Below are 26,520 nucleotides of genomic sequence, written 5' to 3' on the forward strand. Positions count from 1 at the left end.
TCATCCATTTCCAACTTATTTTCGATTTCGTAACCATAAGACAAATATATTGATAAAGAGCAACAAACCTAACAAAACAATCATTCCAGCAGCTGCTACATACTGAAATTCTTCTTGCGGCCTACTCATCCAATTAAAAATTTGAATTGGTAAAACTGTAAATCTATCAAACATACTAAATGGAACATAATTTGCAAATGCAAGTGCCCCGATAACTAATAACGGTGCCGCTTCTCCAATCGCTCTTGATATCGCTAGCGTACAACCCGTTATAATTCCTGGGAAAGCATAAGGCAATACAATTCGATACATCGTTTGCCACTTCGTAGCACCTAACCCGTAAGAAGCTTCTAATAATGAACTTGGTACAGATCGTATCGCTTCTTGACTCGCTACAACAACAGTCGGTAAAACGAGTAAACTCATCGTCAGTGCCGCCGCAATAATACTCTCACCTAAATGAAGAGCATATACAAAAATAGTTAAGCCGAGTAATCCAAATACAACGGAAGGTACTCCTGCTAACGTTTGATTATTAATTTCTATTACCTTTTTAAATATAGATTCCTTCGCATATTGCTCTAAATAAAGAGCAGTTCCGACTCCAAATATAAAGGAGACTGGTATAACAATACTCATAAATAATATTGTTCCTGACAAAGCTGCAGCAATCCCAGCTTCTTTCGGATTACGCGAAGCGAAGTTTGTAAAGAAATCTAACGAAAGATAACTTATACCTTTTTCAAAAATTTGAAAAAGAAGAATAAGCAGTATTACTATTGAAAACAAAATTGCTATATAAAATAACAATTTGTAAACTCGGTCCTTAAAAAAACGTGATGCCATATTTTCTTGTATTTTTTTATGATTCAACATTCGCATATTATGTCACCCTCCTAAAGCGGCGCATAATAGACTGCGAAATAATGTTCATTATAAGAGTAAACAAGAATAACGTTGCGCCTACAGCGTACATGCTGTAATACGTAATTGTTCCATGCGGAGCATCACCTAAACTCACTTGCACAATATAGGCTGTTAGCGTTTGAATAGAGTGTGTAGGATCGAGTGATACATTCGGTGTAGATCCCGCTGCAATTACAACGATCATCGTTTCACCAATTGCCCTGGAAGCAGCTAATATGATCGCTGCCATAATCCCTGTAAAAGCCGAAGGAAACACGACTTGTTTTACCATCTCAAACCGAGTTGCTCCAAGTGCTAACGAAGCTTCTTTCGTTCCTTTCGCTACAGCTCTCATCGCGTCTTCAGATAGAGACGCAATTGTAGGTATCATCATAAAGCCAATAACAATACCTGGACTGATCGCATTAAAAAACTGTAAATCTGGTATAATCCGTTGAAAAAGCGGTGTGACAACTGTTAATGCAAAAAAACCATATACAATTGTCGGAATACCTGCTAATAGTTCTAACATCGGTTTTAATACTTTTCTTGCACCGTTTGAAGCATATTCGCTTAAAAATACGGCACAGGCTAAACCGATAGGAATTGCTACGAGCATGGCAATTGCTGTTACAAGGAACGTTCCACATATAAGTGGTAATATACCGAATTTAGGATCTTCAAAAAAAGGTAACCATTCTTTTCCTGTCAAAAAGGAGAGTAATGGTATTTTTCGGAAAAACATCAATGTTTCATTTGCCAATGTGAAAATAATTCCAAGTGTCGTTACAATAGACGCGCTAGCAATTATTTTTAGTAATAATGGAACGATTCGATTGATTCGCTGCGTTTTTTTTCTTTGTTTTGTATTTCTTTCAATCAAATGTTGTACAGAAAATGTAATTTGACTTTTGTCATTATGAGCCAAAGATGAAAACCCCTTTCCACCCTGACATTACCTTTTTATTTCTGTTAACATCCGCAGCTGTTCATTGTATTTTTCTTTTGGTAATTTTACATACCCAACCTCTTCAGCAAGATTACCTACATGCTGAATCATAAACTCAATATAATTTGCTACATTCATTTTATTTTGGATAGATGCATTATTCACATAAACAAATAGCGGCCTAGATAATGGCTTATACTTACCTGATTGAATGGTATCTTTCGTCGGAAGTACACCATTCACTTTTATTGCTCTCACCTTATCTCGATTGGCCATATAATAAGCATATCCTACAAAAGCAATGGCATTTTTATCATTCATTACCCCTTGCATAATAACTTGATCATCTTCAGACAAAGAGACTTTTTTTACAATGCGACTATTTTGTAAGATGACATTTTGAAAATAATCATACGTACCAGAGTCTACACCTGGCGCATAAAACTTCACCTGTTCACGTGGCCATGATGAATGAATTTGTGACCATCGCTTTTCGCTTCCATCTTCACTCCATAATAGACGTAACTCGTCTACCGTCATATTGTCTACCCAAGTATTTTGGCGATTTACAACGATCGTAAGACCATCGTAAGCGACTTCAAACGGTGTAAACTGAATGGAGTTTTTCTTCATTTCATTTTCTTCTACTTGTTTCATTGCTCTCGAAGCATTATTTATATCTACTTCTCCTTTACTGAAACGATTAAATCCTCCTCCTGTTCCAGAAACACTGATGGAAATTTTCACGTTTGGATGCACCTTTGTATATTCCTCCGCTACCGCTTCTATAATAGGAAAAACTGTTGAGGATCCATCAACTCTCACTTCTCCCATTTCATTCACAGCAAATGCAGTAGACGTGCCAACATAAAGGAAACATGTCGACAGTATGAAAACTTTAATCGATGCACTTATCCATTTCACGTGTTCTTCCTCCTAGAAGTAACCGGAAATAACAGGATTACAGATATAAGAATACTGCTAAACTATTAATTCGGTTTTAATTGTTTGTAAAAGTTTTGTAAAGTTCCACAAGAATCAACATTAAGTAAAAATTTAATCCGTAGCCATTGTTCATCTTCACTGATGATTAGTCCATAAAACCGTTATCCTCCAGAAAGATGTACAAGTATCAATTATGAGGCCCTTGATTTTCCGATATGATATGCTTGTCCACTTTATTAAAACGTATGCGTGAACCATAAAAAAAAGCACACTATCTTTTCAGATAGTGTGCTTTTTTACAACTTTTTTATTCATCATCTTGCTTTTTATTTTTATTTTTCTTATCTATTTCCTCTTGTGTAGCTTCGCCATTTTCTACTTTTTTCAAATCAAAGTACGCATCCATAATGTCACGGCTAATATAACCGTTAATACCTGATTTATCATCTACCCAAGGTACAACAACAGAAAATGCTACTTCAGGGTCTTCAAGTGGCGCATAACCAACTAATGTTAAGTTATATGTTTCTTTACGCTCACCTTTTGCATTTCTACCAATCTCTTTATCTCCGCCATACACAGTTTGAGCTGTACCTGTTTTACCAGCAGCTTTATATGGTGCACCTGCAAAGTATTTCGCAGCTGTACCACCAGAATCGTTAAATACTTGTCTAAATCCTTCCTGAACACGTTTAATTTGTGATTCAGGCATATCAATACGGTTTAGTACTTTCGGTTCCATTGAATGAACAACTTTTCCAACTTCGTCTGGTTTCGCTGCCGGTTGACGAATTTCCTTTACAACTTGCGGCTGCATACGATAACCACCATTTGCAATTGTTGAAACATATTGTGCTAATTGAAGTGGTGTATACGTATCATACTGTCCAATTGATAAATCTAATAGGAAACCTGGCTGAGTTCCTTTACCTGTTTGACCCGCTGATTCATTCGGTAAATCAATACCTGTTTTCACACCAAGTCCAAACTGTCCAAAATAATAACGCATCGTATCAAATGCTTTTTGTGGTATATCTAACGTACCACCTCGCACATATTGAACACCTGCGATATTCATCGCTGTTTTAAACATATATACGTTAGAAGACATTTTTAATGCTGTCAGATCATTAATATATCCCATCGTCTTCCAAGAAGATTTTTTCGGCGTTCCTTTCAACACGATTGGTTCATCGAGCTGAACTGAACCTGGTTGAATCGCATTTGTTTGATAGCCTGTAAGTACTGTCGCACCTTTTACAGTTGATCCCATCGGATAAGAGCTTGTCATCGTTCCTAATGCGAAATCTTGCACTTTCGTTTCGCCATTTTCTTCCACTAACTGTTTCCCTGCCATAGATAAAACTTCACCATTTTTTGGATTCATCATTACAACGAATGCACGATCTAAAAGAGGTTGTCCCCCTTTATATCTCAATAAATTTTTAGTGATAATTTCTTCTACACGCTTTTGTAATTCCATATCAATTGTTAAATTCAGATTATTACCACTTTGCCCTTTTGATACATTAATCGTTTCTAAAATATTACCGTTTTTATCTGTAATATTTTTCACTTCCGCTTTATTACCGTGCAAGCTATCTTCATATTGCTGCTCAAGATAACTTTTCCCTACGCGGTCATTTCGATTATAATCACGAACAAGATAGTAATCTAGTCTTTCTCTAGGTAAACCTTCATCAGATGTTGACACCCCGCCAAGTACACTTCGGAATAAATCATCATAAACATATTTTCGATCCCAATCAACATTCGTATCTACACCCGGTAATGCTGCTAGGTTTTCACTAATAATCGCATATTCTACTTCTGTAGCATCCTTTTTAATGACTTGAGGTGTCATTGCATATCCGCCGTCCATTTTGCTTTTAATCGCTAGTACTTCTAAATCTTTTGCGGATAATTGATTCATTTCCTCTTCTGTCACGCGACTTCGTTGACGCTCATCTAATTCTTTATCGTCAATTTTTTTATCTTTTAACTCTTGACGATCTTTATTTGTAATTTTTTCTTTAGCTTCCTCTTTATGCATAGCAAGCCAATAATCTTTTTTATCGCGATCTGTTAATTTATCTGTCGGTACTTCAATCAAATCTGCTAGCTTTTTCGCTGTTTCTAAGCGAGCCTCTGCAGTTGATCCTTTCATTTTTGTAAATGTAATCGTACGTACAGCTGCATTATCTACTACAGGTCGCCCAAAACGGTCAAATATTTTCCCACGTGGTACAGGATTACTTATCGTCGAGTTCTCTTTCCTCTCCACTTCATTCTTATATTCCTCACCGCGAACAATTTGTACATATCCAAGCCTTACAATAACCGCGGAGAACAATAAAAACACGCAGAAAAACAGCACGTTTAACCGAAAAGGAACGTGAGTCTTTTTCTTTTGTTGTTTCTGCTTCTTGCTCATACAAACCCCCTCTACCAACAGCTATGTAATGTGAAAGGGACACCTTCATACAGGTGTCCTCACTGCTGTCTTACATCTTTTTCTATTCTAGCATAAAACAACCGAGAAGTTAACCTTCTGGTTCTGTTTGGTTCTGCGCAGTCGCTTGCGTTACAACACTTGTTTTACTCGCATTTCCCTCATCATATTTGACATTTTTAACTGCAAAATAGATAAGAAAATGTCCTGCACCTAAAATACATAATAAGTAAGGTAAACTTTTTTCAGGCGGAAAGAATAGTACAGCACATAAAAAACTTAAAATCGAGCAAATTCTTCCTGCATTTAACCATAATTCCCGGACAACTACATACTCTACACGCCACTCTCTCGCATTTTTCGCTCTGCCAATTACATCATATGTCATGGACCCGTACGGAACGAGCAAAATAGGGTATGCAATCGCAATACACGCTGCATAAATAAGTAATTTTGCGTATGTAACATTGAATATAACTAAAAATACGACAGCATATAAAATAATGCCTCCAAGCAAAATTGCTTTTTTTCGCCATTCTTTCTTTAACATACGAGTAACTAAATAGTAACACACAAATGATACAGCCGAATTTACTAAGCTATACTTCCCTAATGCGAGCTCGCTATCAGTTGCTAAATACACGTACACGGAAATCACAAAAATAAATGTTCCCTCTCTCAGCCCTTGGAAAAAATGAGCACGTGTAATTCTTCCCCAATTTTTATCAATCTGCCGCTCTTTCAATACTTGTACAATTTCATACCGTCCTTCACATTCTCTCTTAGATACAAAAAAGCTTAAAATGACAGCAATTGCAAATAACAATAACGAAAGAAAGAATATAACCGTATAGCCACTCCATTTTTCCATACGTGAAATTGTGTATCCAGCTGCTATCGGTCCAATCATGCCAGAGAAGGATGTAAGAAGTCCAAGAAACCCGTTAAAGAAATCTCTTGTTTCTGGCTCTGTAATCTCAAATGTTAATAAGTTAAACGCGAGCCAGTAAAAACCATATCCGACTCCTAAAAGAGCCCCCATTAATAAAATATAGTGAGAAGCGCTTTTTCCCGCTACTAAAACAACGATAAAAAAAATTGCTAACGTGCCTACGCCTATTCGTAACAAGATTGAGCGATCAATACGTTTCGCTAATTTCCCACCTATAAGAAATGTGAGAGGCTGTAATACAACGCTGGCCAAATTATACAAGCCAAGATTCACATAATTTTGTGTTTGTTTCCATAAATAAATGTTAACAAACGTATTCGATAAAGAAATTGCGAGCGTGTATAAACCTCCAATAAGAAGCAATAACACTAAATCCCGATTCACTTCAACGTCACCAATTATATGTTTCCACTTCATACACAACTCTCCTTTACTTCATGTTCTAGTCTTCCAAAGACAAGCCCAATTATGTAAAAGGAAAGCATAGAAAAAAGCTAGGAGCATTCTCCTAGCTTTTTTCTATCGTTATTACAATTATTTAGCTTCTTGGTAACGTTTTTCAGCAGCGTTCCAATCTACAACGTTCCAGAATGCACCGATGTAGTCTGGACGACGGTTTTGGTAATTTAGGTAGTAAGCATGTTCCCAAACATCTAAACCAACAACTGGAGTTTTACCTTCAGTTAGAGGAGAATCTTGGTTTGGCGTGCTTGTTACTTCTAACTCACCATTGTTTACTACTAACCAAGCCCAGCCAGAACCGAAACGAGTTGCGCCAGCTTTTGCGAATTCTTCTTTGAATGCATCGAAGCTACCGAATTTCGCTTCAATTGCAGTTGCAAGTTCGCCTACTGGTTGTCCGCCACCGTTTGGAGATAAGATTGTCCAGAAGAATGTATGGTTAGCATGTCCACCACCATTGTTACGTACTGCTGTACGGATTGCTTCTGGTACTTCGTTTAAGTTTGCAACTAATTCTTCTACGCTTTTGTCAGCTAATTCTGCATGACCTTCTAAAGCAGCGTTTAAGTTTGTAATGTACGTGTTATGGTGTTTTGTATGATGGATGTTCATTGTTTCTTTGTCAAAGTGAGGCTCTAAAGCATCATACGCATAAGGTAAATTTGGTAATTCGTGTTTTGCCATTGTTATATTCCTCCCAGTTTATGTATTGCCACTTAAGTGACATACAACTTCATTCTACCCTAATTGCCATAGGGTGCAAACAAATAAATCACATTGTCTTGCTATCATTAACGTAGCAAAATTCCCACTTCTTTTCAATTAAAATGCTCATATATTCCGTAAAAAAAGCTCCCTTCTACAAGGAAGCTTCCTACTGACGTAATAAACATGTGAAATGGATATGGACCCTGTAGGACTCGAACCTACGACCGGACGGTTATGAGCCGTCTGCTCTAACCAGCTGAGCTAAGGGTCCACAATTATGTATGTAACAACATATCAAATAAAGGAATTCCTATCGGATATATCCTTTAAGAAATGTAAGATAAATTTACCATACGAAAAAGAAAAGTGTCAATTGTATTTTTCTCATTTAAAAGAAGAAAATTAATAAAAAGAAATTTAGTTATCTCCACTATATGTAAATATAATATATCTTGAGATTCTCTAGATTCCTACGTTACAATGATTTTATACATGCATAAAGGAAGTGAATCTATGTCCATATTTACCCAATTAGCAAAAAGCGTATATTCGCCTAAAGATATGGCGCTATTCCGTTTTCAAAAAATCGGAAAAACCATTTTGTATATTATGCTACTTTGTCTAATCACTACTATTCCAAGAACATTCTTTTACGGTAGCTTTATCCAAGATAGTGTTACTATGGTAAATCAAGCAATTGAAAAAGATTTACCTGATTTTAAAATCGAAAACGGTGAACTAAAAGCAGATATTGAACAACCTATTCAAAAGGAAGAGGGAGATGCTCTTTTCGTATTTGATCCCAATACAACAGATATAGAACAATATCAAAACAAAACTGGTTTATTTATTTTAAAAGATAAAGTAGTTTCTATAGGAAATGGTCAAACACAAACATACTCCTATAATGATTTATTAGGGACATCTCTTGAGAAGAAAGATTTGCAAGATTTTATTTCTGTATTCGATAGTATTTATCCAATTTTACTAGCCGTTATTGGCGTGTTAGTGTACCTATTCCAATTGTTTATTACTTTCTTAGGAATTACTTTACTTGCGTTTATAGGTTCTGCTATGAGTGGTCAACGTAAATTATCTTATAAGCAAGTATGGACGTTAACTGCATACAGCTACACAATTCCAACAATCTTCTTTATGATTATGGATTTATTCAAAATTGTTGTACCTGGTTCAACATTCATTTATATCGCAGTTGTTTTAATTGTTCTATACTTAACGATTAAAGAAGTTCCAAAACCGAACGAAAAAAATGCCTAAATAGGCATTTTTTTTTTGGACAAGCATATATTCCTAGCAAAGGAGTGAAGAATATGAAGAGATTAGGTATATTCTTATTCGTGCTTGTTCTTGGTTATATATTTTATTACGATATAAAAATCGGCACTTTACCGATGTTAAGTTCATATAAAAAAACAAATGCGGCCCAAACGTTAAAACAAGAAAATACAGATACAAAACAAAATAAAGAGAACAAAACAGAAAAAGAAACAGATGTCACTTATAAAACAATAGAAGTCAAAACAGGTGATACGGTTCTTTCCATTACAGAAGCGATTAATAAGAAGAAAATCCCTTCTATCGAAAAAGTAATTGATGATTTTAAACAATTAAATAAAAATACATCTGCTACAAAAATACAAATTGGAAAGTCTTATAAATTCCCGTTATATCAATAAGCAATCACTTAATCCTTGTCAATTACATAAAGGCGCTGATACAATAGTAAAAGTGAAACCGAGCACTTCGGTTTCTATAGCCCTGTATCACGTATACTATCATTGATATGAGGGACTAAATAAGAAACTTCTTTTATAAGGAGAGCGATCTATTCGTGAATGAAATGACTCATCGTACAAAAACACGTCCAGTTAAAGTCGGTAATTTAACAATTGGCGGTAATAATGAATTAATTATACAAAGTATGACAACAACAAAAACACATGATGTTGAAGCAACAGTTGCTGAAATTAAACGCTTAGAAGAAGCTGGCTGTCAAGTCGTTCGTGTTGCTGTTCCAGACGAACGCGCAGCAAATGCTATTGCTGATATTAAAAAACAAATCAACATTCCACTTGTTGCTGATATTCATTTTGATTATCGCCTTGCTTTAAAAGCAATTGAAGGTGGCATTGATAAAGTACGTATCAATCCAGGTAACATTGGTCGTCGCCATAAAGTAGAAGCTGTTGTAAATGCAGCAAAAGAACGCGGTATTCCAATCCGTATCGGTGTAAACGCAGGTTCATTAGAGCGTCACATTTTAGAAAAGTACGGATACCCAACTGCAGATGGTATGGTCGAGAGCGCCCTACATCACATTAAAATTTTAGAGGACTTAGATTTCCACGATATTATCGTATCTATGAAAGCCTCTGATGTTAATTTAGCAATTGAAGCATACGAAAAAGCCGCACGTGCTTTTGACTATCCATTACATTTAGGTATTACAGAATCTGGAACATTATTTGCCGGAACTGTAAAAAGTGCCGCTGGTCTTGGAGCAATCTTAAATAAAGGCATCGGAAATACACTACGTATTTCATTAAGTGCTGACCCAGTTGAAGAAGTAAAAGTTGCACGTGAACTATTAAAGTCATTCGGCCTTGCATCTAATGCAGCAACACTTATTTCTTGTCCAACTTGCGGTCGTATTGAAATTGACTTAATTAGCATCGCTAACGAGGTAGAAGAATACATCTCTACACTAAAAGTACCAATTAAAGTTGCAGTACTTGGTTGCGCTGTAAACGGTCCTGGTGAAGCTCGTGAAGCTGATATCGGTATTGCCGGTGCACGTGGAGAAGGATTATTATTCCGTAAAGGGCAAGTTGTTCGTAAAGTACCTGAAGAAATCATGGTAGAAGAACTGAAAAAAGAAATCGACGTAATCGCTGCTGAAATGGCTGCTGAACGAGAAAAAGAAAAAGAAACACAAGAACAATAAAAAGAAGGTTGCCACAATATTTGTGAGCAACCTTCTTTTCTACGCAAAAAGCTCGTCAGTTATATAACTGACGAGCTTTTACTTTGCACATTTTGGACAACGGCCGTATATTTCAAACTTATGACCGGTTACTTCATAACCGTTAAAATCTTTATTCATAAAATCCATCGGGCAGGAAGTAATCTCTTTCGTCCCCCCGCAATCTAAACAAATAAAATGATGATGATGTTCCATAATAGAACATGTAAAACGAAAATGTTTTTCACCATTTAATTCCGTTTGTTCCAGAACACCAATTTCAGCAAACACCGTTAAGTTACGATAAATCGTATCAAAGCTAAGACCTGGATAATCATCCTTCATATGCTCTAAAACGTCTTTTGCCGTTAAATAACGATTGTGAGCTGCAAATAACCTGAGCATTTCTTCCCTTTTCCCAGTATGTTTGTATCCTTTATCTTTCATTAGGCGTAAAGCTTCTGTTAGATTCATATCTATCCCTACTTTATGCAGTTTTTTTCTTTTTCCATAAAATTGCACCAATTAAAATAAGAACTGCTATCATAACAATTGTACCACCTGGCGCTAGATCAAGTTGATATGAAGCAAACATTCCACCAATTACCGCAATTTCACCAAATAAAATGGAAAAGAAAATTGTTTGTTTAAATCCATTCGCAATACGAATACTTGCTGCAACTGGTAGCGTCATTAATGATGATACGAGAAGAACCCCTACTACACGCATTGATACTGCAATGACAAGGGCAACCAATATAATGAAAATAAAGTGAATCCACTTTGCGCTCAAACCAGTTGATACAGCGTATTCCTCATCAAACGATAGTAAAAATAACTCTTTGTATAATAAAGTAATCGTTACAATAACAACAATTGCTACAATGCCAATAATGATTAAATCTGTACTTGTTACAGCACTTACACTCCCAAATAAATAACTAAATAAATCAGTGTTAAATCCATTTGCAAGTGATATAAAAATAACCCCAATCCCCATTCCTGCTGAAAGGATAATCGGAATTGCTAATTCTTGATAATGTTTATATACAGTACGTAATTTTTCAATTAGTAACGCCCCACCAATAGAAAAAACCATTCCCATATATAAAGGATTTAAAAATCCTCCTGTAAAAATTGTTTTTTCTAGTAGTAAACTTGCAGCAATACCCGATAATGTCACATGACTTAATGCATCCGCAATAAGCGACATACGGCGAATGACAACAAACACACCGATAAGCGGCGCAACAAGTCCTATTAAAACTCCTGCATATAAAGAGTTACGTAAAAAGTCATATTGTAAAAAATCTTGTATCATTATATCCTCCCGTGATGCTCATGCTCGTGTTCTAAACGATGAACATGATGTCCATATAAGACGGACATTTCCGCATCTTCTAACTCTCGGAACTTCTCTACATTTCCATGGAAATGTAGATGTTGGTTTAAGCATGCAACATGTGTTACCTTTTCCGTAACAGCTCCCATATCATGAGTAACGAGAATTAATGTGATTCCTAACCTTTTGTTTAAATCCTCTAATATCTCATAAAAACTTTCTACATTCTTCACATCGATTCCAACAGTGGGCTCGTCCAAAATAAGTAATTCAGGATCACTAACGAGTGCACGAGCAATAAATACACGCTGTTGTTGTCCACCAGAAAGCTCTCCGATATTGCGCCCTTGAAACTCACTCATCCCTACATCAGCAATCGCTTTTTCTACCTTTTTCTTATCCTCTTTTGTGAAAAAGCGAAACAGCCCTTTTTTCGAAACGAGTCCCATTGATACAACTTCAAAGACAGTTGCCGGAAAACCAGAATTAAAGCTATTTGCTTTTTGCGACACATAACCAACTTTGTTCCATTCTTTAAACTTCTTACTATCAACACCAAACAAACGAATACTTCCTTGTTTTGGCTTTAAAACGCCTAATAAACATTTTAGCAAAGTTGATTTCCCAGAACCATTTGGCCCAACTAAACCTAAAAAAGCTCCCTTCGGAACTTGCAAATTAATATCTTCTAACACATTTCGATCTTCATATCGAAATGACAATCCTTCTATTTCTAATATATTATTCATAGCATCTCACCTATTTTAATTCAGAATGATTCCGATTTATATCTATTTGAATTATAGTACAGCTTATTATAGTTGTAAACCAATCTGCCTAAAATATATCATTTTTTTCAAGAAACCTTACTATTATAACAAAAAGCAGAGAAAAATTCTCTGCTTTCGAAAAATATCCCTATAAAACGTAACCTTAATCAGATGAGGCCATCCCCTACTGATTATTTGCCCTCAAGATACATGTTTTAGTGAATAGCTGATTTAAACTTACCACCATTTGTCTCTTGCGTACTCATAATCGTAACAAACGCATTCGCATCAATTTCATACACAATTGATTTTAACTTTGTCACTTCCAGACGCGTTACAACTGCATAAATAACTTCTTTTTCTTTATCTGTGTAACCGCCTTTCGCTACAAGCTTTGTAGTTCCACGACCAAGACGATGCAAAATCGCATTTGATACTTCTTCATATTGATCTGATACAATTAAAACGGCTTTCGTTTCATCTAAACCTTGAATGACTGTATCAATTGTTTTGAAGGCAATATAGTACGCCATAACAGAATACATAGCTTGTTCAACACCAAATACAAATGCTGCCCATGCAAAAATAAATAAGTTCACAAACATTACAAATTCACCAACAGAGAAAGGTAATTTCTTCGTTAATAAAATACCCATAATTTCTGTTCCGTCCATTGATCCACCATGGCGAATAACGAGTCCTACACCAAGACCTAAAATAAGACCACCAAACACTGTCGCTAAAATTGGCTCTGTTGTAAATGGCGGAACAGCATGTAACGTTGATTCAATAAATGCTAAAGCTACAATACCGAACGCCGAAGATAGCATGAACGTTTTTCCGATTTGCTTATAGCCTGAATACATAAATGGGATATTGAGAATAACGACTAAAGTAGAGAAACTTAACCACCAAATATTAGGAGTAAGATAATCTAATATAAGAGAAATACCAATAATTCCACCATCAATAATTTTATTTGGCATTAAAAATAGTTCAATCGCTACCGCTGCGCATGCCGCCCCAAAAATAATCATAACTAAACGATAAATAAGATGGATAACACTTTCTTTTCGATGTTGCTTCTGCTCCATAAATCCTCCCTATACTCTTTTTCTATAGTTTTGTCCTTATATTATAACATACGCTTCTTTTTCTCATGAAAAAAGAAACTCTATACGAATATGTACAAGCTACGTACTCATATATTTCGATAGAAGAACGTGTGAAGGAGGATAACTCGATGAACCTCATTAAACAACTCGTAAATAAAAAATTAAATCATATTTCTACAAAAGAGTTATTGAAATATAGCAAAGAATATGAAGTCTCTATTACGACTGCCCAAGCCGATCAAATTGTTTTACTTATGAAAGGAAAGAATATTAACATTTACGATAATGACGAACGGCTAGCGCTCTTAAAACAAATAGCAAAAGTAACCTCCCCTGCTACTGCCCAGCAAGTAAATACTTTATTTCAGCAACTACTAAAATAAGGAGGGGGAAATCCCCTCCTTATTGCTTATTGCGCTTTAATTTTCTCAAGAATTCCTTCATCAAAAGTACCATTTTTCAGCATTTCGATTTCTAATTTATATGGCGGCTTCTTATCTTTTTTATCTTCACCTACATATGGAGTTTCAAGAATTTTTGGTACGTGCATTAACTGCGGATGATGCACAATATGATGTAACGCTTTATAACCGATATGACCGAAGCCGATATTTTCATGACGGTCCTTTCCTGCGCCGCGTACATTTTTACTATCATTAATATGAAGTACCTGCAAACGATCAATACCAACAATCTTATCAAATTCGTTTAATACGCCGTCAAAATCATTTACAATATCATATCCTGCATCGTGCGTATGACACGTATCAAAGCATACTGATAATTTCTCATTATATTTTACACCATCAATAATCTTTGCAATTTCTTCAAAGCTACGACCGCATTCCGTTCCTTTTCCTGCCATCGTTTCTAACGCAATGTTAACCGTCTGTTCTGGCGTTAACACTTCATTAAGCCCTTTAATAATTTGTTGAATACCAGCATCCGCTCCTGCCCCAACGTGCGCACCTGGGTGAAGAACGATTTGTTTCGCCACACCTAATGCCGATGTTCTTTCAATTTCCATGCGAAGGAAGTCTACACCTAATTGGAATGTTTCTGGCTTCGTCGTATTCCCAACATTAATAATATATGGCGCATGTACGATAATGTCCTCAATACCGTTTAGTTCCATATGTTTTCTTCCTGCTTCTATATTCAATTCTTCAATTGGTTTTCTTCGTGTATTTTGCGGCGCACCTGTATAAATCATAAACGTCGTTGCACCGTATGAAACAGCCTCTTCACTTGCTGCTAATAACATTTTCTTACCACTCATGGAAACATGAGATCCAATCTTTAACATACAATCACCTCTTCAATATACAATAGATATAATGATAGCATAATTTGTAGAAATATGTAGTGAATTGTTTGTTCCTAAAACACTACGCAAATTGTAACTGGCTACACCGAAACTTTAATCAGTGTTTTTTCCATTCCCCACTGATTATTATCCCGCAAATAGCTAGATAAAAAAAGATAAGGGGGCTCCCCTTATCTTTTTTTATTGCTATATTTTTTCTTCACTTTGTCACGTTCTGTTGCAAGTTTACGTTTATAGTTTGGTTTTACTTTTTTCGGCTTTTTAATAACTTTTGTTGCCATAACGTCAAGTTCATCATTTGGTTTCTTACGGCTCTTACGACGACGACGTTCACCTAAATCCGCCCACTCATCTCCGCGTAAATCTACATGCTTGAATTCAATATGACGTTGTTTTTCTAAACTATCTAACGCTTCTTCGTTTGCTGGATCATAAATCGTCACTGCAATACCTGAATGCCCTGCACGTGCTGTTCTTCCAACGCGGTGAACGAAGAAATCTAAGTCTGATGGAAGTTCGTAGTTAATAACATGACTAATTCCTTCAATATCAATACCACGTGCTGCTAAATCAGTTGCAACAATATATTGGAATTCAAGGTCACGAATTTGTTTCATCATCTTTTTACGATCACGCGGTGATAAATCTCCGTGAATTCGTCCAACTTTTAAGCCACGTTCCATTAATCCGTCAGCAACCTGATCCGCCATCTTCTTCGTATTCGTGAAAACAACTGCTAAATATGGTTTAAATTGTAGCAACATTTTGTTCACTAAATCGATTTTGTTACGATGTTTAGAAGGTACTAAATAATGTTCAATATTCCCAGCCGCAACTTGTTTTGGATTGATATGAATATGCTCTGGATTCTCCATATATTTCTTCAGAAACGGTTTTAGTTTTTGAGGAATTGTTGCAGAGAAAACTAGCATTTGTAAGTTTCTAGGCATGCGTGCTGCAATTTTGTCTACATCATGAATGAATCCCATATCAAGCATTAAGTCTGCTTCATCGACAATAATCGTATTTGCTTTATGAACAAATAGCGCTTGCTCTTCTACTAAATCTTTAATACGTCCTGGTGTTCCAACTACAACATGAGGTTGCTTTTTCAACTTTTCAATTGATCGTTGTTTATCAGTTCCACCAATTAAACAACGTGCTGTAATCATTTGATCTTCCGCACAAAACTTTGTTAATTTCACGATTTCTTCGTAAATTTGTTGTGCTAACTCACGAGTAGGCGCTGTAATAACAAGTTGTACTTCTTCACGACTTGCATTAATTCTGTTCAATGTAGGAAGTAAGTATGCATGTGTTTTCCCAGAACCTGTTTGGGATTGTCCAATTACACTTACACCTTTTTTCACGACCGGGAAAATTTTCTTTTGAATTCCTGTCGGTTCTGTAAAGCGTAGTTCACGAACTGCATCTATTAAAAATGGTTTAAAATCATACTGTGTAAAAGTTTGTTGTGTCATAAGTTACACCTTCTTTCTAAATTTCTACTGCGCGCACAAATCAGTCAAGTCTACATTATATCGAAATCTACAAGTAAAATCCATCTTTAGTTTAGGTTTTTCCTTCAAAAACTAACCTTCTTCCCTCTTATTGCATATTGTATGTGTATATACCTAACTGAAGAAAGGAGGATTTCTCACATGTTTCCAAAATCCCCCACAAGGCAAATGTATCCGAATCCAGGACAGCAACCTTATACACCATATCCAATTCCACAACTACCACCGATGGCACAAAAAAAGAAAGGGTTCCTTGCTAAACTCTTTAAAAAACACGATCCCACCGAGCCTTTCATGCAAATGGTTCCACCTTATCGACAAATGGAAGGACCGCCGCCAATGATGCACCAGCAACCGCCGCCACAATATCAACAACAATACCAATACCAACAACAATACCCGCAGCAATACTCACAACAATATCAACCATACATGCAGCGGCATCCAGAGCAAATGAATCCCCCTCAAATGTATGAATCAAATGAAACGCGCGGCGGTGCAGCAACTACAGCAGCATCCAGTAGCGGCATCGGCAGTTTTTTTGCGAATTTAATTTCGAATCCAACTAATATGATAAACAATATTGAAAAAGTCTCCCAAGTCGTTCAATCTGTAAGCCCTGTCGTCGAACAGTACGGTCCTATTATGCGTAACTTACCAAGCATCGTTAAAATCCTCACCTCTGGAAAAAGTACGGAAGAAGATCCAACTGAAGATCAAGCTGAAGACATAGCAGAAAAGGTTGAGGTAGCAACTCCGCCTCCTCCACAAAAAAAAAGAAAAAGAAAAAAAATAGTGATTGAGCCAGTCATAGAAAAAGAATTACGAGAGGAGCCTGTTCAAAAAATAGCAACAAAACCAAAACTATATGTGTAACAATCCTTTGTTTTCTATCCACTCCTCCTTTATAATGTAAAAGACTATGCACAAAAGTATCCCTTGTTTAGAAGGAGAGGATTACTCATATGAAAATTGTTAAAATTTCCCCTCGTGGTTATTGCTACGGTGTTGTGGACGCGATGGTTATTGCACGTAACGCCGCATTAGATACATCATTACCAAGACCTATTTATATTTTAGGTATGATTGTTCACAACAAACATGTAACAGATGCGTTCGAAGAGGATGGCATCATTACATTAGACGGTCCAAGTCGATTAGAAATTTTAGATAAAATCGAATCTGGTACTGTTATTTTCACTGCACACGGTGTTTCGCCAGAAGTTAAACAACGTGCAAAAGAAAAAGGTTTAACGACAATCGATGCCACTTGTCCAGATGTTACAAAAACACATGACCTTATCGAAGCAAAGAAGGCTGAAGGTTACCATGTCATTTATATCGGCAAAAAAAATCATCCAGAACCAGAAGGCGCAGTTGGTATCGCACCTGATATCGTTCATCTTATTGAAAGAGCTGATGATTTAAAAACATTAGAAATTCCAACGGATAAGATTTTAGTTACGAACCAAACGACAATGAGCCAATGGGATGTTCAGCATTTAATGGAGGACATTCAGAAGAAATTCCCAACAGCAGAATTCCATAAGGAAATTTGTTTAGCAACTCAAGTTCGCCAAGAAGCGGTCGCTAAACAAGCTGATGTTGCCGATTTAACAATTGTTGTCGGTGATCCAAAAAGTAACAACTCAAACCGTTTAGCACAAGTATCACAAGAAATCGCTGGTACGAAAGCATACCGCGTCGCAGACGTAAGTGAGATTAAATTAGAGTGGCTACAAGGTGTAGAAAACGTAGCTGTTACAGCAGGTGCTTCTACTCCAACTCCAATTACGAAAGAAGTTATCGCTTTCTTAGATCAATATGATCCAATGAATCCCGCTACGTGGGAGAGAGTTCGAAAAGTACCGTTACAAAAAATATTACCTCGTGTAAAAGTGAAAAAAGAACAATAATAAAAACCGTTGCCTATATGAGCAACGGTTTTTATTTTTCTTATACAAATGTAAATGGATCTGTATGTAATTGCGAAGCATGAATATGTACATTGAGTTTCTTTGCATCCACTTTTTCTTGTAATTGCTTTTGCACACCTTGCTTCATTACTTTTTCAACGTTATGTCCTGGGTCAACTATATTTAAGCCGAGCATCATCGCATCATGAGCAACATGATAATACATGTCACCTGTTACATATACATCCGCTCCCTTAAATTTAGCTTGATTGATGTATTTATTACCATCGCCACCAAGTACAGCTACTTTGCGCACTTTATCATCTAATTTCCCAACAACTCGTGCACCCTTTACATCTAATGATTTCTTTACATGTTCTGCAAACTGTCCAAGTGTCATTTCTTCTTGTAAGTATCCTATTTTCCCAAGCCCTAATGTTTCGCCTTTGTTATCAAGCGGATACACATCATACGCTACTTCTTCATATGGATGTGCCGTTACCATTGCTTTAATCACTTTTCGCTGTAGTGAAGCTGGAATAATCGTTTCGATTCGCACTTCTTCTACGCGCTCTAACTGTCCAGTTTCCCCGATATAAGGATTTGTCCCCTCTTGAGGTACAAACATACCTGTACCCTCGCTACTAAACGTACAGTGGCTATAATTGCCGATATGACCAGCACCTGCGTTTCCTAATGCTTTCCGTACTTCTTCTGCATGAGTTACTGGCACAAACACAACAATTTTTTTCATTTCTTCTGCATATGTCGGTGCCAGAACTTCTGTATTTTGCAATCCTAACGCCTCAGCAAGTAAATCATTTACCCCACCCTTAGCGACATCCACATTTGTATGTGCTGCATAAATGGCAATATCATTTTTAATACACGTTTCAATAATTCTTCCGTACGCTTTATCTGTATGAATCGCTTTTAACGGATTAAAAATTAAAGGATGATGCGCAATAATGACATTTGCTCCTAATCGAATTGCTTCCTCCACAACTTCTTCCGTTACATCTAACGCAATCAATACATGCTGTACAGGTTTATTAAGCGCTCCAATCTGCAGGCCAATCTTATCTCCTTCCATTGCCAAATGCTTCGGATACATACTTTCAAATAAAGAAATAATTTCATGGCCGTTTGGAATTTTACTCATGATAAAACCTCCCCTATCATTTTCATTTTCGCTTCTACTTCCACACGCTTCGCTTTTGTTTCTTCAGAATCAGCCGCACGTTCTAACTGTTTTAGAATATTTTGGAAGTTTTTCAATTCTCCTTCCCATTTCTCAACGAAAGCTTCACCTTTTTCTTTTATTAAAAATGGACCCATAAACAATTCAGCTTGCTTATTTTCAGAGTAAGGCATCGCAATGTTTCCACGCTCTCCTACTAAGATCTCGTAAATTTTCCCATCTTCTTTTACGATTTTTTCATGGATAAGTTCCCACCCATTTTCAATAAACCATTCACGAATGTGATGCGCTGCAATATTCGGCTGCAAAATTAAACGCGTTACACCTTCTAATTTTTCTTTACCACTTTCTAAAATGTCACGAATTAACGCTCCGCCCATTCCAGCAACCGTAATTACATCTACTTCTCCTGGCGCGATAACAGCTAATCCATTCCCTTTACGCACATCCACTTTATCTTGTAAGCCACTTTCAGCTACAGTTGCTTGTGCAGAGCGAAATGGTCCATCTACAACCTCTCCTGCAACTGCTTTTGTAGCAATATTATTTATAATTGTATAACACGGTAAATACGCATGATCCGATCCAATATCAGCAACTGTAGATCCTACTGGTATTTCACGCACAACTTCTTCTAATCGTTTTGAAAGCTTTACTTCATTCATGTATTTCCATTACTCCTTCTCTTGTCAGTCTGTCTCCATGATAATGAATTTATAGTAGTTGTTGCAAGCCCATAACAATAATTCACTTCTCGATCACTCATCGTATTTTAGAAAATATAGAAAAACAAGCCCTTTGCATAAGCAAAAGGCTTGTCATACGGAACTTTATTTTTTCTTCGACAACCAATCAGCTACTTTAGCCGCTTGATCAGCTGGAACTATATTTGGTGGCATATTTCCTTTTCCTTTCGAAAGAATTTCTTTAATTTCATCTTTTGAAAGCTTCCCACCAATCTTTTGTAAATTAGGCCCTACTGCCCCTTGTAACTGGTCACCATGGCAGCTCGTACAGCTTTGCTTCACAATATCCTCTGGCTTCGATGCTGTTTGCGCTGGCTTCCCACCATTTTTTGCATCAGCTAACTCTTTAGATTTATTTAGCCCCTGAAATGAAAATACAAACATAACGATAATACCTAATGCTGCAATAAGAGCGAACGGAATCAGCGGATTACGTTTCATATCTCTTCTCCCCCCTCTATACCCCTAAATAGTTAGATGATTCAGTCATTTCCATTGTACTTGAAAACGCTCTATCAGAAAAGAGTAAACTGCTAATCGTTAAAAATATTCCATAAATTCAGTTTATTGTTTTTTATTGTTATATAGCTTATTATTTCGATAATTATTAACGTTTCTCATCATATTTTTCACTTTTCTACATATATTTTTGTATAGAATAAACAAAATTAATCGAAAAATCGAAAAATGAGCATTTGCAAATCAAAAGACAATTCTGTAAAATAAATTACAAGAAATTGTAATCGTTGCCGCTAGCTAAAGTTTAACAAAAGTTAACAAAATAAAAAAGTTTACTTCACAAAGGTGAAGTAAACTTAAAAAGAACCTATTCTAAGAAATCCTTAAGACGCTTACTACGGCTTGGATGTCTTAATTTACGAAGTGCTTTTGCTTCAATTTGACGGATACGTTCTCTCGTTACGCCGAATACTTTCCCAACTTCTTCAAGCGTACGAGTTCGTCCATCATCTAAACCAAAACGAAGACGTAGAACATTTTCTTCACGATCTGTTAGTGTATCTAACACATCTTCTAATTGTTCTTTTAGCAATTCATACGCTGCATGGTCCGCAGGCGATGTTGCTTCTTGGTCTTCAATGAAATCACCTAAATGGGAGTCATCTTCTTCACCAATTGGTGTTTCAAGAGAAACTGGCTCCTGTGCAATTTTTAAGATTTCGCGTACTTTTTCTGGAGCAAGATCCATTTCTTCACCAATCTCTTCAGGAGATGGTTCGCGTCCTAAATCTTGTAATAATTGACGTTGTACACGAATTAACTTATTAATCGTTTCAACCATATGAACTGGGATACGAATTGTTCGTGCTTGGTCTGCAATCGCACGTGTAATCGCTTGGCGGATCCACCAAGTTGCATACGTACTAAATTTGAAACCTTTACGATAATCGAACTTTTCAACCGCTTTAATTAGACCCATATTCCCTTCTTGGATTAAGTCTAAGAAAAGCATACCACGGCCCACGTAGCGCTTTGCAATACTTACTACAAGACGTAAGTTTGCTTCTGCAAGACGACGTTTCGCTTCTTCATCGCCATCTTCAATACGCGTTGCAAGTCGAATTTCTTCTTCTGCAGATAGTAAATCTACACGACCAATTTCTTTTAAATACATACGAACAGGATCATTGATTTTAACCCCAGGTGGTACACTTAAATCATTAAGGTCAAATTCTTCTTCTGTTTTTGAAATTTGGCGATTATTAGGACCTTCTTCGTTGTCGTTGTCACCAACTAAGTCAATCCCTTGTTCACCTAAATATTCATAGTATTCATCCATTTGATCGGATTCAATTTCAAATCCATTCATGCGTTCTGCAATCTCTTCATATGTAAGAACGCCACGTTTTTTTCCGAGCTCAGTGAGTTGTTCTTTCACTTGCTCAAGGGTCATTTCAGTTTCAATTTGTTTAGAACGAGCTGGTTTGTCAGCCATCTGTTCCCCTCCTTACGCGAGATACAAACATTCATTATACTAAAAATTTATCAAAAAAGCTATTTTCTCGCTTTTTGATTTTGTAAATATGCTACATAATATTTAGCAGCCTCTACAGGATCTGTTTTTTCCATTTGTTTTATCTTAAAGATGATTTCCGTCTTTTCAAGTTTTTCTTGATGACGTCTAAGCGTCTCCAAATGGCCTTGTAACACTTCTTCTGTGTATTCTGGATTAATAAATTCATCCGTCGAAATATCAGTGATGATATTTTTCAACTTCTCATCAGAGAGCCAACTTAAAAATGTTCCGACTGAAGGTTCATTTCCCTTTTCATAATATGCGTATAGTTCATATAAAATCCCTTTATGTTCTTCTGTGTGAAAATCTTCTATGTGGGATTCCATACGAACAGCCACTTCTGGACTTTGCAACATATGGTAAATAATTTCTCTTTCTGCCCTTTCAAAACCTGTTAACTTCGGTTTTGTTTGAACAATTTGAGACGGCTTAGAAACCTGCTTTACTTGTTTTTGCTGTACCTTTTGTTCTTTGCGATATTGGTGCAATTGATTCAAAAGTGTTTCCATTGAATACGAAAATTCTTGCGATAATGACTTCAAATATGATTCTGCCTGCATCGCATCCTGTAGCAACGATAACTCTTTTAAAACACTTTTCACATATTCTTCTTTGCCAGACTCATCTTGCAAATTTTTCCCTAAACGCAAATAATTTATTTTAAAACCAACAAAACTTATACTTGATTTCACAAGATTTTCAAAAGCAGTTGTCCCATATTGTTGCACATATTCATCAGGGTCAAGCTTATCTGGCAAGGATGTAACTTTCACCTGGCAACCGACTTTTAGCAATAATTGCCCTGCTTTCATCGTTGCTTCTCGCCCTGCTTTATCACCATCATAGCAAAGAACAACAGTTTCAACGTTACGTCGCAGAAGTTTTGCTTGTTCTTCAGTTAAAGCTGTTCCCATTGTCGCAACAGCTTCTTCCACACCACTTTTTACCGCAGCTAGTACGTCGGCATACCCTTCAAAAAGGACCACTTGCCCACGTTTTCTAATAAACGGCCTCGCTTGGTGGAAGTTATACAACAATTTACTTTTATGAAAAATCGGTGTTTCAGGGCTATTTAAATATTTCGGAGTATCATCTCCTAGCGCCCTTCCACTAAACGCTATCACTTTACCTTGTAACGTAGAGATTGGAAACATAACCCTTCCACGGAAGCGATCATAATGACTACCATCCTTCTCGCTTCTTATGAGAAGACCAGCTTGTTCCATACTAGACAGCGATAAACCTCTTTTTTGTAAAATTTTCGTTGCTGCATCCCAAGCAGGTGACGCATAACCAATTTCAAACTTCTCAATCATCTCTTTCGTAATACCACGTTTTAACAAATACGAAAGTGCTTCATTTCCTTCTTCTGTATTTACTAATAAATGATGATAATACTTTTTCAAAAGTTCATGAGCCTGTTGCATGATGACAGTGTCATCAGATATGTCTTCTTGTTGTCCTTGCCCTGATGTATACTCTGCAACCGCAATTCCATTTCTTTCACCTAGCTTTTGAACAGCCTCGGTAAAAGCCAATCCTTCCATTTTCATTAGAAAGGAAAATACATTTCCACCTTCTCCACATCCGAAGCAATGAAAAATTTGCTTATCCGATGAAACAGAGAATGACGGAGAATTCTCACCATGAAATGGACAAAGGCCGAAATAGTTACGTCCCTGTTTTCTAAGTTGAACGTATTCACCAATCACTTCTACAATATCCGATGACGTCCGAATCTGTTCAACAACTTCTTCGGGAATTCTGTTCCCCATAAATCCATCTCCGTGTCGTATTTTGTATTCGATATAAATTAAAAAATTCCTTTATAATTCGACAATATTTTTTCTAAACTTATTAGAAAGTGTTGTCGATCACGTTATCAAACGATTTTGCAGGCCTTTTTCTGCGTAATTTCGCAAATACGTACCTACTATATAAAATTGTATCCATTTGCTCACCTGTTACAAATGTACCTCCTGGAGACAATACATATACACTTTTTTTACAAGAAGACTAGCAAGCACCATATCCTATGTGATCACGAGATCTGCTTCTTTTGCATGTTGATACATATAAAAAATCAACTTTAGCTTATTCAGCATCTACATAGATCCAATTTCCCTTGCTACTTCCTTAAACGATGAGCATACGATGTGACAAACAAAATTTCGACATGAACTTTCGTTCCAACTTGCACAATTTTCAGCATTCACAGGATATGCATCTGCATCAACTAATACGATATTGATGTTTTGCATATTTCTGTATTCTACATCCCTTCTGCGAATCCTTCCATAATGTGCGTTTTCTTGTATAGATTTTGTCGATTTAACGTAATTACATGTCTTTGCGTAAATCCTATCCCTAGTTTATTCTGAAAAATTAAAGTCTAAACGTAAAATATAGGTTTTTATCACAATTTTTTATTATAATATATTTTCTTCAACTGCGCTACATATCCCTTTATTTTTTCATCTTCTATTTCAGGATAACGAAACCCTGCTTTTGCATAATAAAAAAACAGAAGAATATAAGTATAACCACTCCGCTATAATCTATTACGAAATCAACAGGCATTGCTTTTTTCATGAGCGAAAAAAGCACATTCACCTTTGGTAAATGTGCTAAAACAATTTTTGGTTTTGCACTGCATTCACAATAATGTTAGCTGTTTCTTCAATCGCTTTATTCGATACATCAATTACTTGACAATCTATTTTACCGACTACATTCTCAAAGTGATCAATTTCTTCTTTAATACGATTAATATTGGCATATGTTGCACCGTCACTTAATCCAAGTGATTTCAATCGCTCTTTTCGAATATGATTCAACTTATCTGGCGTAATTTTCAAACCGAAGCATTTTTCTTTAGCCACTTGATATAATTCTTCAGGTGGATCTACTTCCGGTACGAGCGGTACATTGGCAACTTTCAAACGTTTGTTATGAGCTAAATATTGAGAAAGTGGTGTTTTTGATGTGCGCGAAATCCCAATCAACACGATATCTGCTTTTAAAATACCACGTGCGTCTCTACCATCATCATACTTTACAGCAAACTCAATTGCTTCAATCTTTTTAAAGTATTCTTCATCTAATCTACGAACAACACCCGGCTCATATCTTGGTACTTGCCCTGTAATTTCTTCAATTTGATCGATAAGAGGCCCGATAATATCATATGCCTCTACACCTTCTTTCGCGGCCTCTGTCACTAAATACTGGCGCATGTCAGGCTTTACTAACGTGAAACAAATAAGCGCTTGATTGCTCTTAGCAATTGAAATCACTTCTTTTAATGTCCCTGTATCTTCTACATACGGTACACGTCTAATATCAGGAGCGAATGGGAATTGCCCCATCGCTGCTCGAACAACCAAATCAGCCGTTTCTCCAACAGAGTCAGATACGACATATACGATTTTATTATCCATTACATTACCTCACTTTAAACAAATTACACTTATTCGTTATTTACTAAGTTTACAAACGCACGTGTAATATTTGTTTTTGTAATTCGTCCAATCACTTCTAAACCTTGTTTCGTATCTTTTACAACTGGCATCGCATCAATCTGTCTTTCTATTAATTCCATCGCAATATCATATAAAGAATCTTCTCTACGACACATCGCAATGTTTGGCATCCTTGTCATGATAATATTAACCGGAAGAGAGGTTAAATCCTGCTTTCCTAGGCTAGCTCGTAATAAATCTTTACGAGATACGACGCCAACTAATAGAGTCGATTGATCTACAACGAATAATGTACCTACGTCCTCTAAAAACATCGTACAAATCGCATCATATACTGATACATTTTTATCAATTACAGCCGGTCTAGATTGATAATCTTGTACTTTAATTTTCTTAACAGCTTCAGATAATAGCTGTCCCCCAGTTTTACCCGTATAAAAATAACCTACGCGTGGACGCGCTTCTAAATAACCAGCCATCGTTAAAATTGCTAAGTCTGGTCTTAGCGTTGCACGTGTTAATCCCAATTGCGCAGCAATTGACTCCCCTGTAATAGGACCGTGATCTTTTACAATCTGAATGATATGTTCTTGCCGTTTATTCAGCTCTATGATAATCACCACCTTCAGTGCACAACGAAAAAAGTTATACTATCTCTTAAATATTATATACTAAATATGCTATTTGAAAAAGATAGGATGTAAAAAGG

25 protein-coding genes and 1 tRNA gene are annotated in these 26,520 nt (G+C 36.4%); 6 read left to right on the forward strand and 20 right to left on the reverse strand.

Annotation, left to right across the window (positions count from 1 at the left end; all coding sequences use genetic code 11):
• Positions 1–15: 15 nt before the first annotated feature.
• The 7 genes from pstA to ACHZK0_RS20785 form a co-directional block, all read right to left on the reverse strand.
• On the reverse strand, positions 16–882 hold the full coding sequence (gene pstA, locus ACHZK0_RS20755) for a phosphate ABC transporter permease PstA (protein ID WP_262740284.1): 867 nt from the start codon (positions 880–882) through the stop codon (positions 16–18).
• A 1-nt stretch (position 883) separates the two neighbouring features.
• Positions 884–1,834, reverse strand: a complete 951-nt coding sequence (pstC, locus tag ACHZK0_RS20760; protein ID WP_262740285.1) for a phosphate ABC transporter permease subunit PstC — start codon at positions 1,832–1,834, stop codon at positions 884–886.
• 27 nt (positions 1,835–1,861) lie between these two features.
• Positions 1,862–2,779: a phosphate ABC transporter substrate-binding protein PhoX gene (gene phoX, locus ACHZK0_RS20765; protein ID WP_262740286.1), complete on the reverse strand. Its 918-nt coding sequence runs from the start codon at positions 2,777–2,779 to the stop codon at positions 1,862–1,864.
• A 328-nt stretch (positions 2,780–3,107) separates the two neighbouring features.
• Entirely contained in the window at positions 3,108–5,234 is a 2,127-nt protein-coding gene (locus tag ACHZK0_RS20770; protein ID WP_262740287.1) for a peptidoglycan D,D-transpeptidase FtsI family protein, read from the reverse strand.
• 109 nt (positions 5,235–5,343) lie between these two features.
• Positions 5,344–6,621: an MFS transporter gene (locus ACHZK0_RS20775; RefSeq protein ID WP_097819265.1), complete on the reverse strand. Its 1,278-nt coding sequence runs from the start codon at positions 6,619–6,621 to the stop codon at positions 5,344–5,346.
• Positions 6,622–6,738: 117 nt separating this feature from the next.
• Entirely contained in the window at positions 6,739–7,350 is a 612-nt protein-coding gene (gene sodA / locus ACHZK0_RS20780; protein WP_001052034.1) for a superoxide dismutase [Mn], read from the reverse strand.
• A 221-nt stretch (positions 7,351–7,571) separates the two neighbouring features.
• Positions 7,572–7,645: transfer RNA gene (locus ACHZK0_RS20785), tRNA-Ile, on the reverse strand.
• Between the two features lie 242 nt (positions 7,646–7,887).
• On the opposite strand from ACHZK0_RS20785, the gene ACHZK0_RS20790 reads away from it, so the two are divergent.
• The 3 genes from ACHZK0_RS20790 (at position 7,888) to ispG (ending at position 10,339) form a co-directional block, all read left to right on the forward strand.
• Entirely contained in the window at positions 7,888–8,652 is a 765-nt protein-coding gene (locus tag ACHZK0_RS20790) for a DUF1189 domain-containing protein (protein ID WP_262740289.1), read from the forward strand.
• 53 nt (positions 8,653–8,705) lie between these two features.
• On the forward strand, positions 8,706–9,071 hold the full coding sequence (locus ACHZK0_RS20795; RefSeq protein ID WP_262740290.1) for a hypothetical protein: 366 nt from the start codon (positions 8,706–8,708) through the stop codon (positions 9,069–9,071).
• Between the two features lie 164 nt (positions 9,072–9,235).
• A complete protein-coding gene (ispG, locus tag ACHZK0_RS20800) occupies positions 9,236–10,339 on the forward strand; it encodes a flavodoxin-dependent (E)-4-hydroxy-3-methylbut-2-enyl-diphosphate synthase (RefSeq protein WP_075308387.1) in 1,104 nt (367 codons plus the stop codon).
• A gap of 78 nt (positions 10,340–10,417) precedes the next feature.
• Here ispG and ACHZK0_RS20805 read toward each other — a convergent pair whose 3' ends face one another.
• From ACHZK0_RS20805 to ACHZK0_RS20820, 4 genes are all read right to left on the reverse strand, one after another.
• The gene (locus tag ACHZK0_RS20805; RefSeq protein WP_001054512.1) at positions 10,418–10,831 is read right to left on the reverse strand and encodes a Fur family transcriptional regulator; all 414 of its coding nucleotides are present in this window, start codon (positions 10,829–10,831) and stop codon (positions 10,418–10,420) included.
• Between the two features lie 13 nt (positions 10,832–10,844).
• Positions 10,845–11,678: a metal ABC transporter permease gene (locus ACHZK0_RS20810; protein ID WP_262740291.1), complete on the reverse strand. Its 834-nt coding sequence runs from the start codon at positions 11,676–11,678 to the stop codon at positions 10,845–10,847.
• The gene (locus ACHZK0_RS20815) at positions 11,678–12,448 is read right to left on the reverse strand and encodes a metal ABC transporter ATP-binding protein (protein WP_262740292.1); all 771 of its coding nucleotides are present in this window, start codon (positions 12,446–12,448) and stop codon (positions 11,678–11,680) included. Before ACHZK0_RS20815 ends, ACHZK0_RS20810 begins: the two co-directional genes overlap by 1 nt.
• Positions 12,449–12,684: 236 nt before the next feature.
• On the reverse strand, positions 12,685–13,563 hold the full coding sequence (locus ACHZK0_RS20820) for a YitT family protein (protein WP_061677326.1): 879 nt from the start codon (positions 13,561–13,563) through the stop codon (positions 12,685–12,687).
• Between the two features lie 149 nt (positions 13,564–13,712).
• Here ACHZK0_RS20820 and ACHZK0_RS20825 point away from each other — a divergent pair, with 149 nt between their 5' ends.
• The gene (locus ACHZK0_RS20825; RefSeq protein ID WP_061677324.1) at positions 13,713–13,967 is read left to right on the forward strand and encodes a DUF2624 domain-containing protein; all 255 of its coding nucleotides are present in this window, start codon (positions 13,713–13,715) and stop codon (positions 13,965–13,967) included.
• A gap of 26 nt (positions 13,968–13,993) precedes the next feature.
• On the opposite strand, the gene ACHZK0_RS20830 is transcribed toward ACHZK0_RS20825, so the two are convergent.
• Together ACHZK0_RS20830 and ACHZK0_RS20835 are read right to left on the reverse strand one after the other, a co-directional pair.
• Positions 13,994–14,890, reverse strand: a complete 897-nt coding sequence (locus tag ACHZK0_RS20830) for a deoxyribonuclease IV (RefSeq protein ID WP_061677322.1) — start codon at positions 14,888–14,890, stop codon at positions 13,994–13,996.
• 191 nt (positions 14,891–15,081) lie between these two features.
• Positions 15,082–16,392, reverse strand: coding sequence for a DEAD/DEAH box helicase (locus ACHZK0_RS20835; protein ID WP_061677320.1), 1,311 nt, complete (start codon positions 16,390–16,392; stop codon positions 15,082–15,084).
• A gap of 180 nt (positions 16,393–16,572) precedes the next feature.
• On the opposite strand from ACHZK0_RS20835, the gene ACHZK0_RS20840 reads away from it, so the two are divergent.
• On the forward strand, positions 16,573–17,307 hold the full coding sequence (locus tag ACHZK0_RS20840; RefSeq protein WP_262740293.1) for a YqfQ family protein: 735 nt from the start codon (positions 16,573–16,575) through the stop codon (positions 17,305–17,307).
• Between the two features lie 89 nt (positions 17,308–17,396).
• Positions 17,397–18,347, forward strand: coding sequence for a 4-hydroxy-3-methylbut-2-enyl diphosphate reductase (locus ACHZK0_RS20845; RefSeq protein WP_000706674.1), 951 nt, complete (start codon positions 17,397–17,399; stop codon positions 18,345–18,347).
• 40 nt (positions 18,348–18,387) lie between these two features.
• Here the strand turns inward: ACHZK0_RS20845 and ACHZK0_RS20850 are convergent, their stop codons facing one another.
• From ACHZK0_RS20850 to ACHZK0_RS20880, 7 genes are all read right to left on the reverse strand, one after another.
• Positions 18,388–19,509: a Nif3-like dinuclear metal center hexameric protein gene (locus tag ACHZK0_RS20850; RefSeq protein ID WP_262740294.1), complete on the reverse strand. Its 1,122-nt coding sequence runs from the start codon at positions 19,507–19,509 to the stop codon at positions 18,388–18,390.
• Positions 19,506–20,213, reverse strand: a complete 708-nt coding sequence (locus ACHZK0_RS20855) for a tRNA (adenine(22)-N(1))-methyltransferase (RefSeq protein ID WP_270339938.1) — start codon at positions 20,211–20,213, stop codon at positions 19,506–19,508. The genes ACHZK0_RS20850 and ACHZK0_RS20855 overlap by 4 nt, the downstream gene beginning before the upstream one ends.
• Positions 20,214–20,378: 165 nt before the next feature.
• Entirely contained in the window at positions 20,379–20,735 is a 357-nt protein-coding gene (gene cccA, locus ACHZK0_RS20860; protein WP_000828145.1) for a cytochrome c550, read from the reverse strand.
• A gap of 385 nt (positions 20,736–21,120) precedes the next feature.
• Positions 21,121–22,248 (reverse strand): RNA polymerase sigma factor RpoD, encoded by a 1,128-nt coding sequence (gene rpoD, locus ACHZK0_RS20865; protein WP_000764063.1) that lies wholly within the window; start codon positions 22,246–22,248, stop codon positions 21,121–21,123.
• Positions 22,249–22,307: 59 nt separating this feature from the next.
• On the reverse strand, positions 22,308–24,104 hold the full coding sequence (gene dnaG / locus ACHZK0_RS20870) for a DNA primase (protein ID WP_073516535.1): 1,797 nt from the start codon (positions 24,102–24,104) through the stop codon (positions 22,308–22,310).
• Positions 24,105–24,956: 852 nt separating this feature from the next.
• Positions 24,957–25,769: a pyruvate, water dikinase regulatory protein gene (locus ACHZK0_RS20875; RefSeq protein ID WP_000368939.1), complete on the reverse strand. Its 813-nt coding sequence runs from the start codon at positions 25,767–25,769 to the stop codon at positions 24,957–24,959.
• Positions 25,770–25,798: 29 nt separating this feature from the next.
• Positions 25,799–26,431, reverse strand: a complete 633-nt coding sequence (locus tag ACHZK0_RS20880; protein ID WP_000583755.1) for a helix-turn-helix transcriptional regulator — start codon at positions 26,429–26,431, stop codon at positions 25,799–25,801.
• Positions 26,432–26,520: the final 89 nt, after the last annotated feature.

Origin of the sequence: Bacillus sp. 3G2, assembly GCF_044324725.1 — a bacterium.
In the GTDB taxonomy this organism is placed as follows: Bacteria; Bacillota; Bacilli; order Bacillales; family Bacillaceae_G; genus Bacillus_A; species Bacillus_A mobilis.

Coding starts and splice junctions, on each gene's coding strand:
- pstA (WP_262740284.1), bottom strand. CDS start 882: ATGCGAATGTTGAATCATAAAAAAATACAAGAAAATATGGCATCACGT.
- ACHZK0_RS20770 (WP_262740287.1), bottom strand. CDS start 5,234: ATGAGCAAGAAGCAGAAACAACAAAAGAAAAAGACTCACGTTCCTTTT.
- ACHZK0_RS20775 (WP_097819265.1), bottom strand. CDS start 6,621: ATGAAGTGGAAACATATAATTGGTGACGTTGAAGTGAATCGGGATTTA.
- sodA (WP_001052034.1), bottom strand. CDS start 7,350: ATGGCAAAACACGAATTACCAAATTTACCTTATGCGTATGATGCTTTA.
- ACHZK0_RS20790 (WP_262740289.1), top strand. CDS start 7,888: ATGTCCATATTTACCCAATTAGCAAAAAGCGTATATTCGCCTAAAGAT.
- ACHZK0_RS20795 (WP_262740290.1), top strand. CDS start 8,706: ATGAAGAGATTAGGTATATTCTTATTCGTGCTTGTTCTTGGTTATATA.
- ispG (WP_075308387.1), top strand. CDS start 9,236: ATGACTCATCGTACAAAAACACGTCCAGTTAAAGTCGGTAATTTAACA.
- ACHZK0_RS20805 (WP_001054512.1), bottom strand. CDS start 10,831: ATGAATCTAACAGAAGCTTTACGCCTAATGAAAGATAAAGGATACAAA.
- ACHZK0_RS20810 (WP_262740291.1), bottom strand. CDS start 11,678: ATGATACAAGATTTTTTACAATATGACTTTTTACGTAACTCTTTATAT.
- ACHZK0_RS20815 (WP_262740292.1), bottom strand. CDS start 12,448: ATGAATAATATATTAGAAATAGAAGGATTGTCATTTCGATATGAAGAT.
- ACHZK0_RS20820 (WP_061677326.1), bottom strand. CDS start 13,563: ATGGAGCAGAAGCAACATCGAAAAGAAAGTGTTATCCATCTTATTTAT.
- ACHZK0_RS20825 (WP_061677324.1), top strand. CDS start 13,713: ATGAACCTCATTAAACAACTCGTAAATAAAAAATTAAATCATATTTCT.
- ACHZK0_RS20830 (WP_061677322.1), bottom strand. CDS start 14,890: ATGTTAAAGATTGGATCTCATGTTTCCATGAGTGGTAAGAAAATGTTA.
- ACHZK0_RS20835 (WP_061677320.1), bottom strand. CDS start 16,392: ATGACACAACAAACTTTTACACAGTATGATTTTAAACCATTTTTAATA.
- ACHZK0_RS20840 (WP_262740293.1), top strand. CDS start 16,573: ATGTTTCCAAAATCCCCCACAAGGCAAATGTATCCGAATCCAGGACAG.
- ACHZK0_RS20845 (WP_000706674.1), top strand. CDS start 17,397: ATGAAAATTGTTAAAATTTCCCCTCGTGGTTATTGCTACGGTGTTGTG.
- ACHZK0_RS20850 (WP_262740294.1), bottom strand. CDS start 19,509: ATGAGTAAAATTCCAAACGGCCATGAAATTATTTCTTTATTTGAAAGT.
- ACHZK0_RS20855 (WP_270339938.1), bottom strand. CDS start 20,213: ATGAATGAAGTAAAGCTTTCAAAACGATTAGAAGAAGTTGTGCGTGAA.
- cccA (WP_000828145.1), bottom strand. CDS start 20,735: ATGAAACGTAATCCGCTGATTCCGTTCGCTCTTATTGCAGCATTAGGT.
- rpoD (WP_000764063.1), bottom strand. CDS start 22,248: ATGGCTGACAAACCAGCTCGTTCTAAACAAATTGAAACTGAAATGACC.
- dnaG (WP_073516535.1), bottom strand. CDS start 24,104: ATGGGGAACAGAATTCCCGAAGAAGTTGTTGAACAGATTCGGACGTCA.
- ACHZK0_RS20875 (WP_000368939.1), bottom strand. CDS start 25,769: ATGGATAATAAAATCGTATATGTCGTATCTGACTCTGTTGGAGAAACG.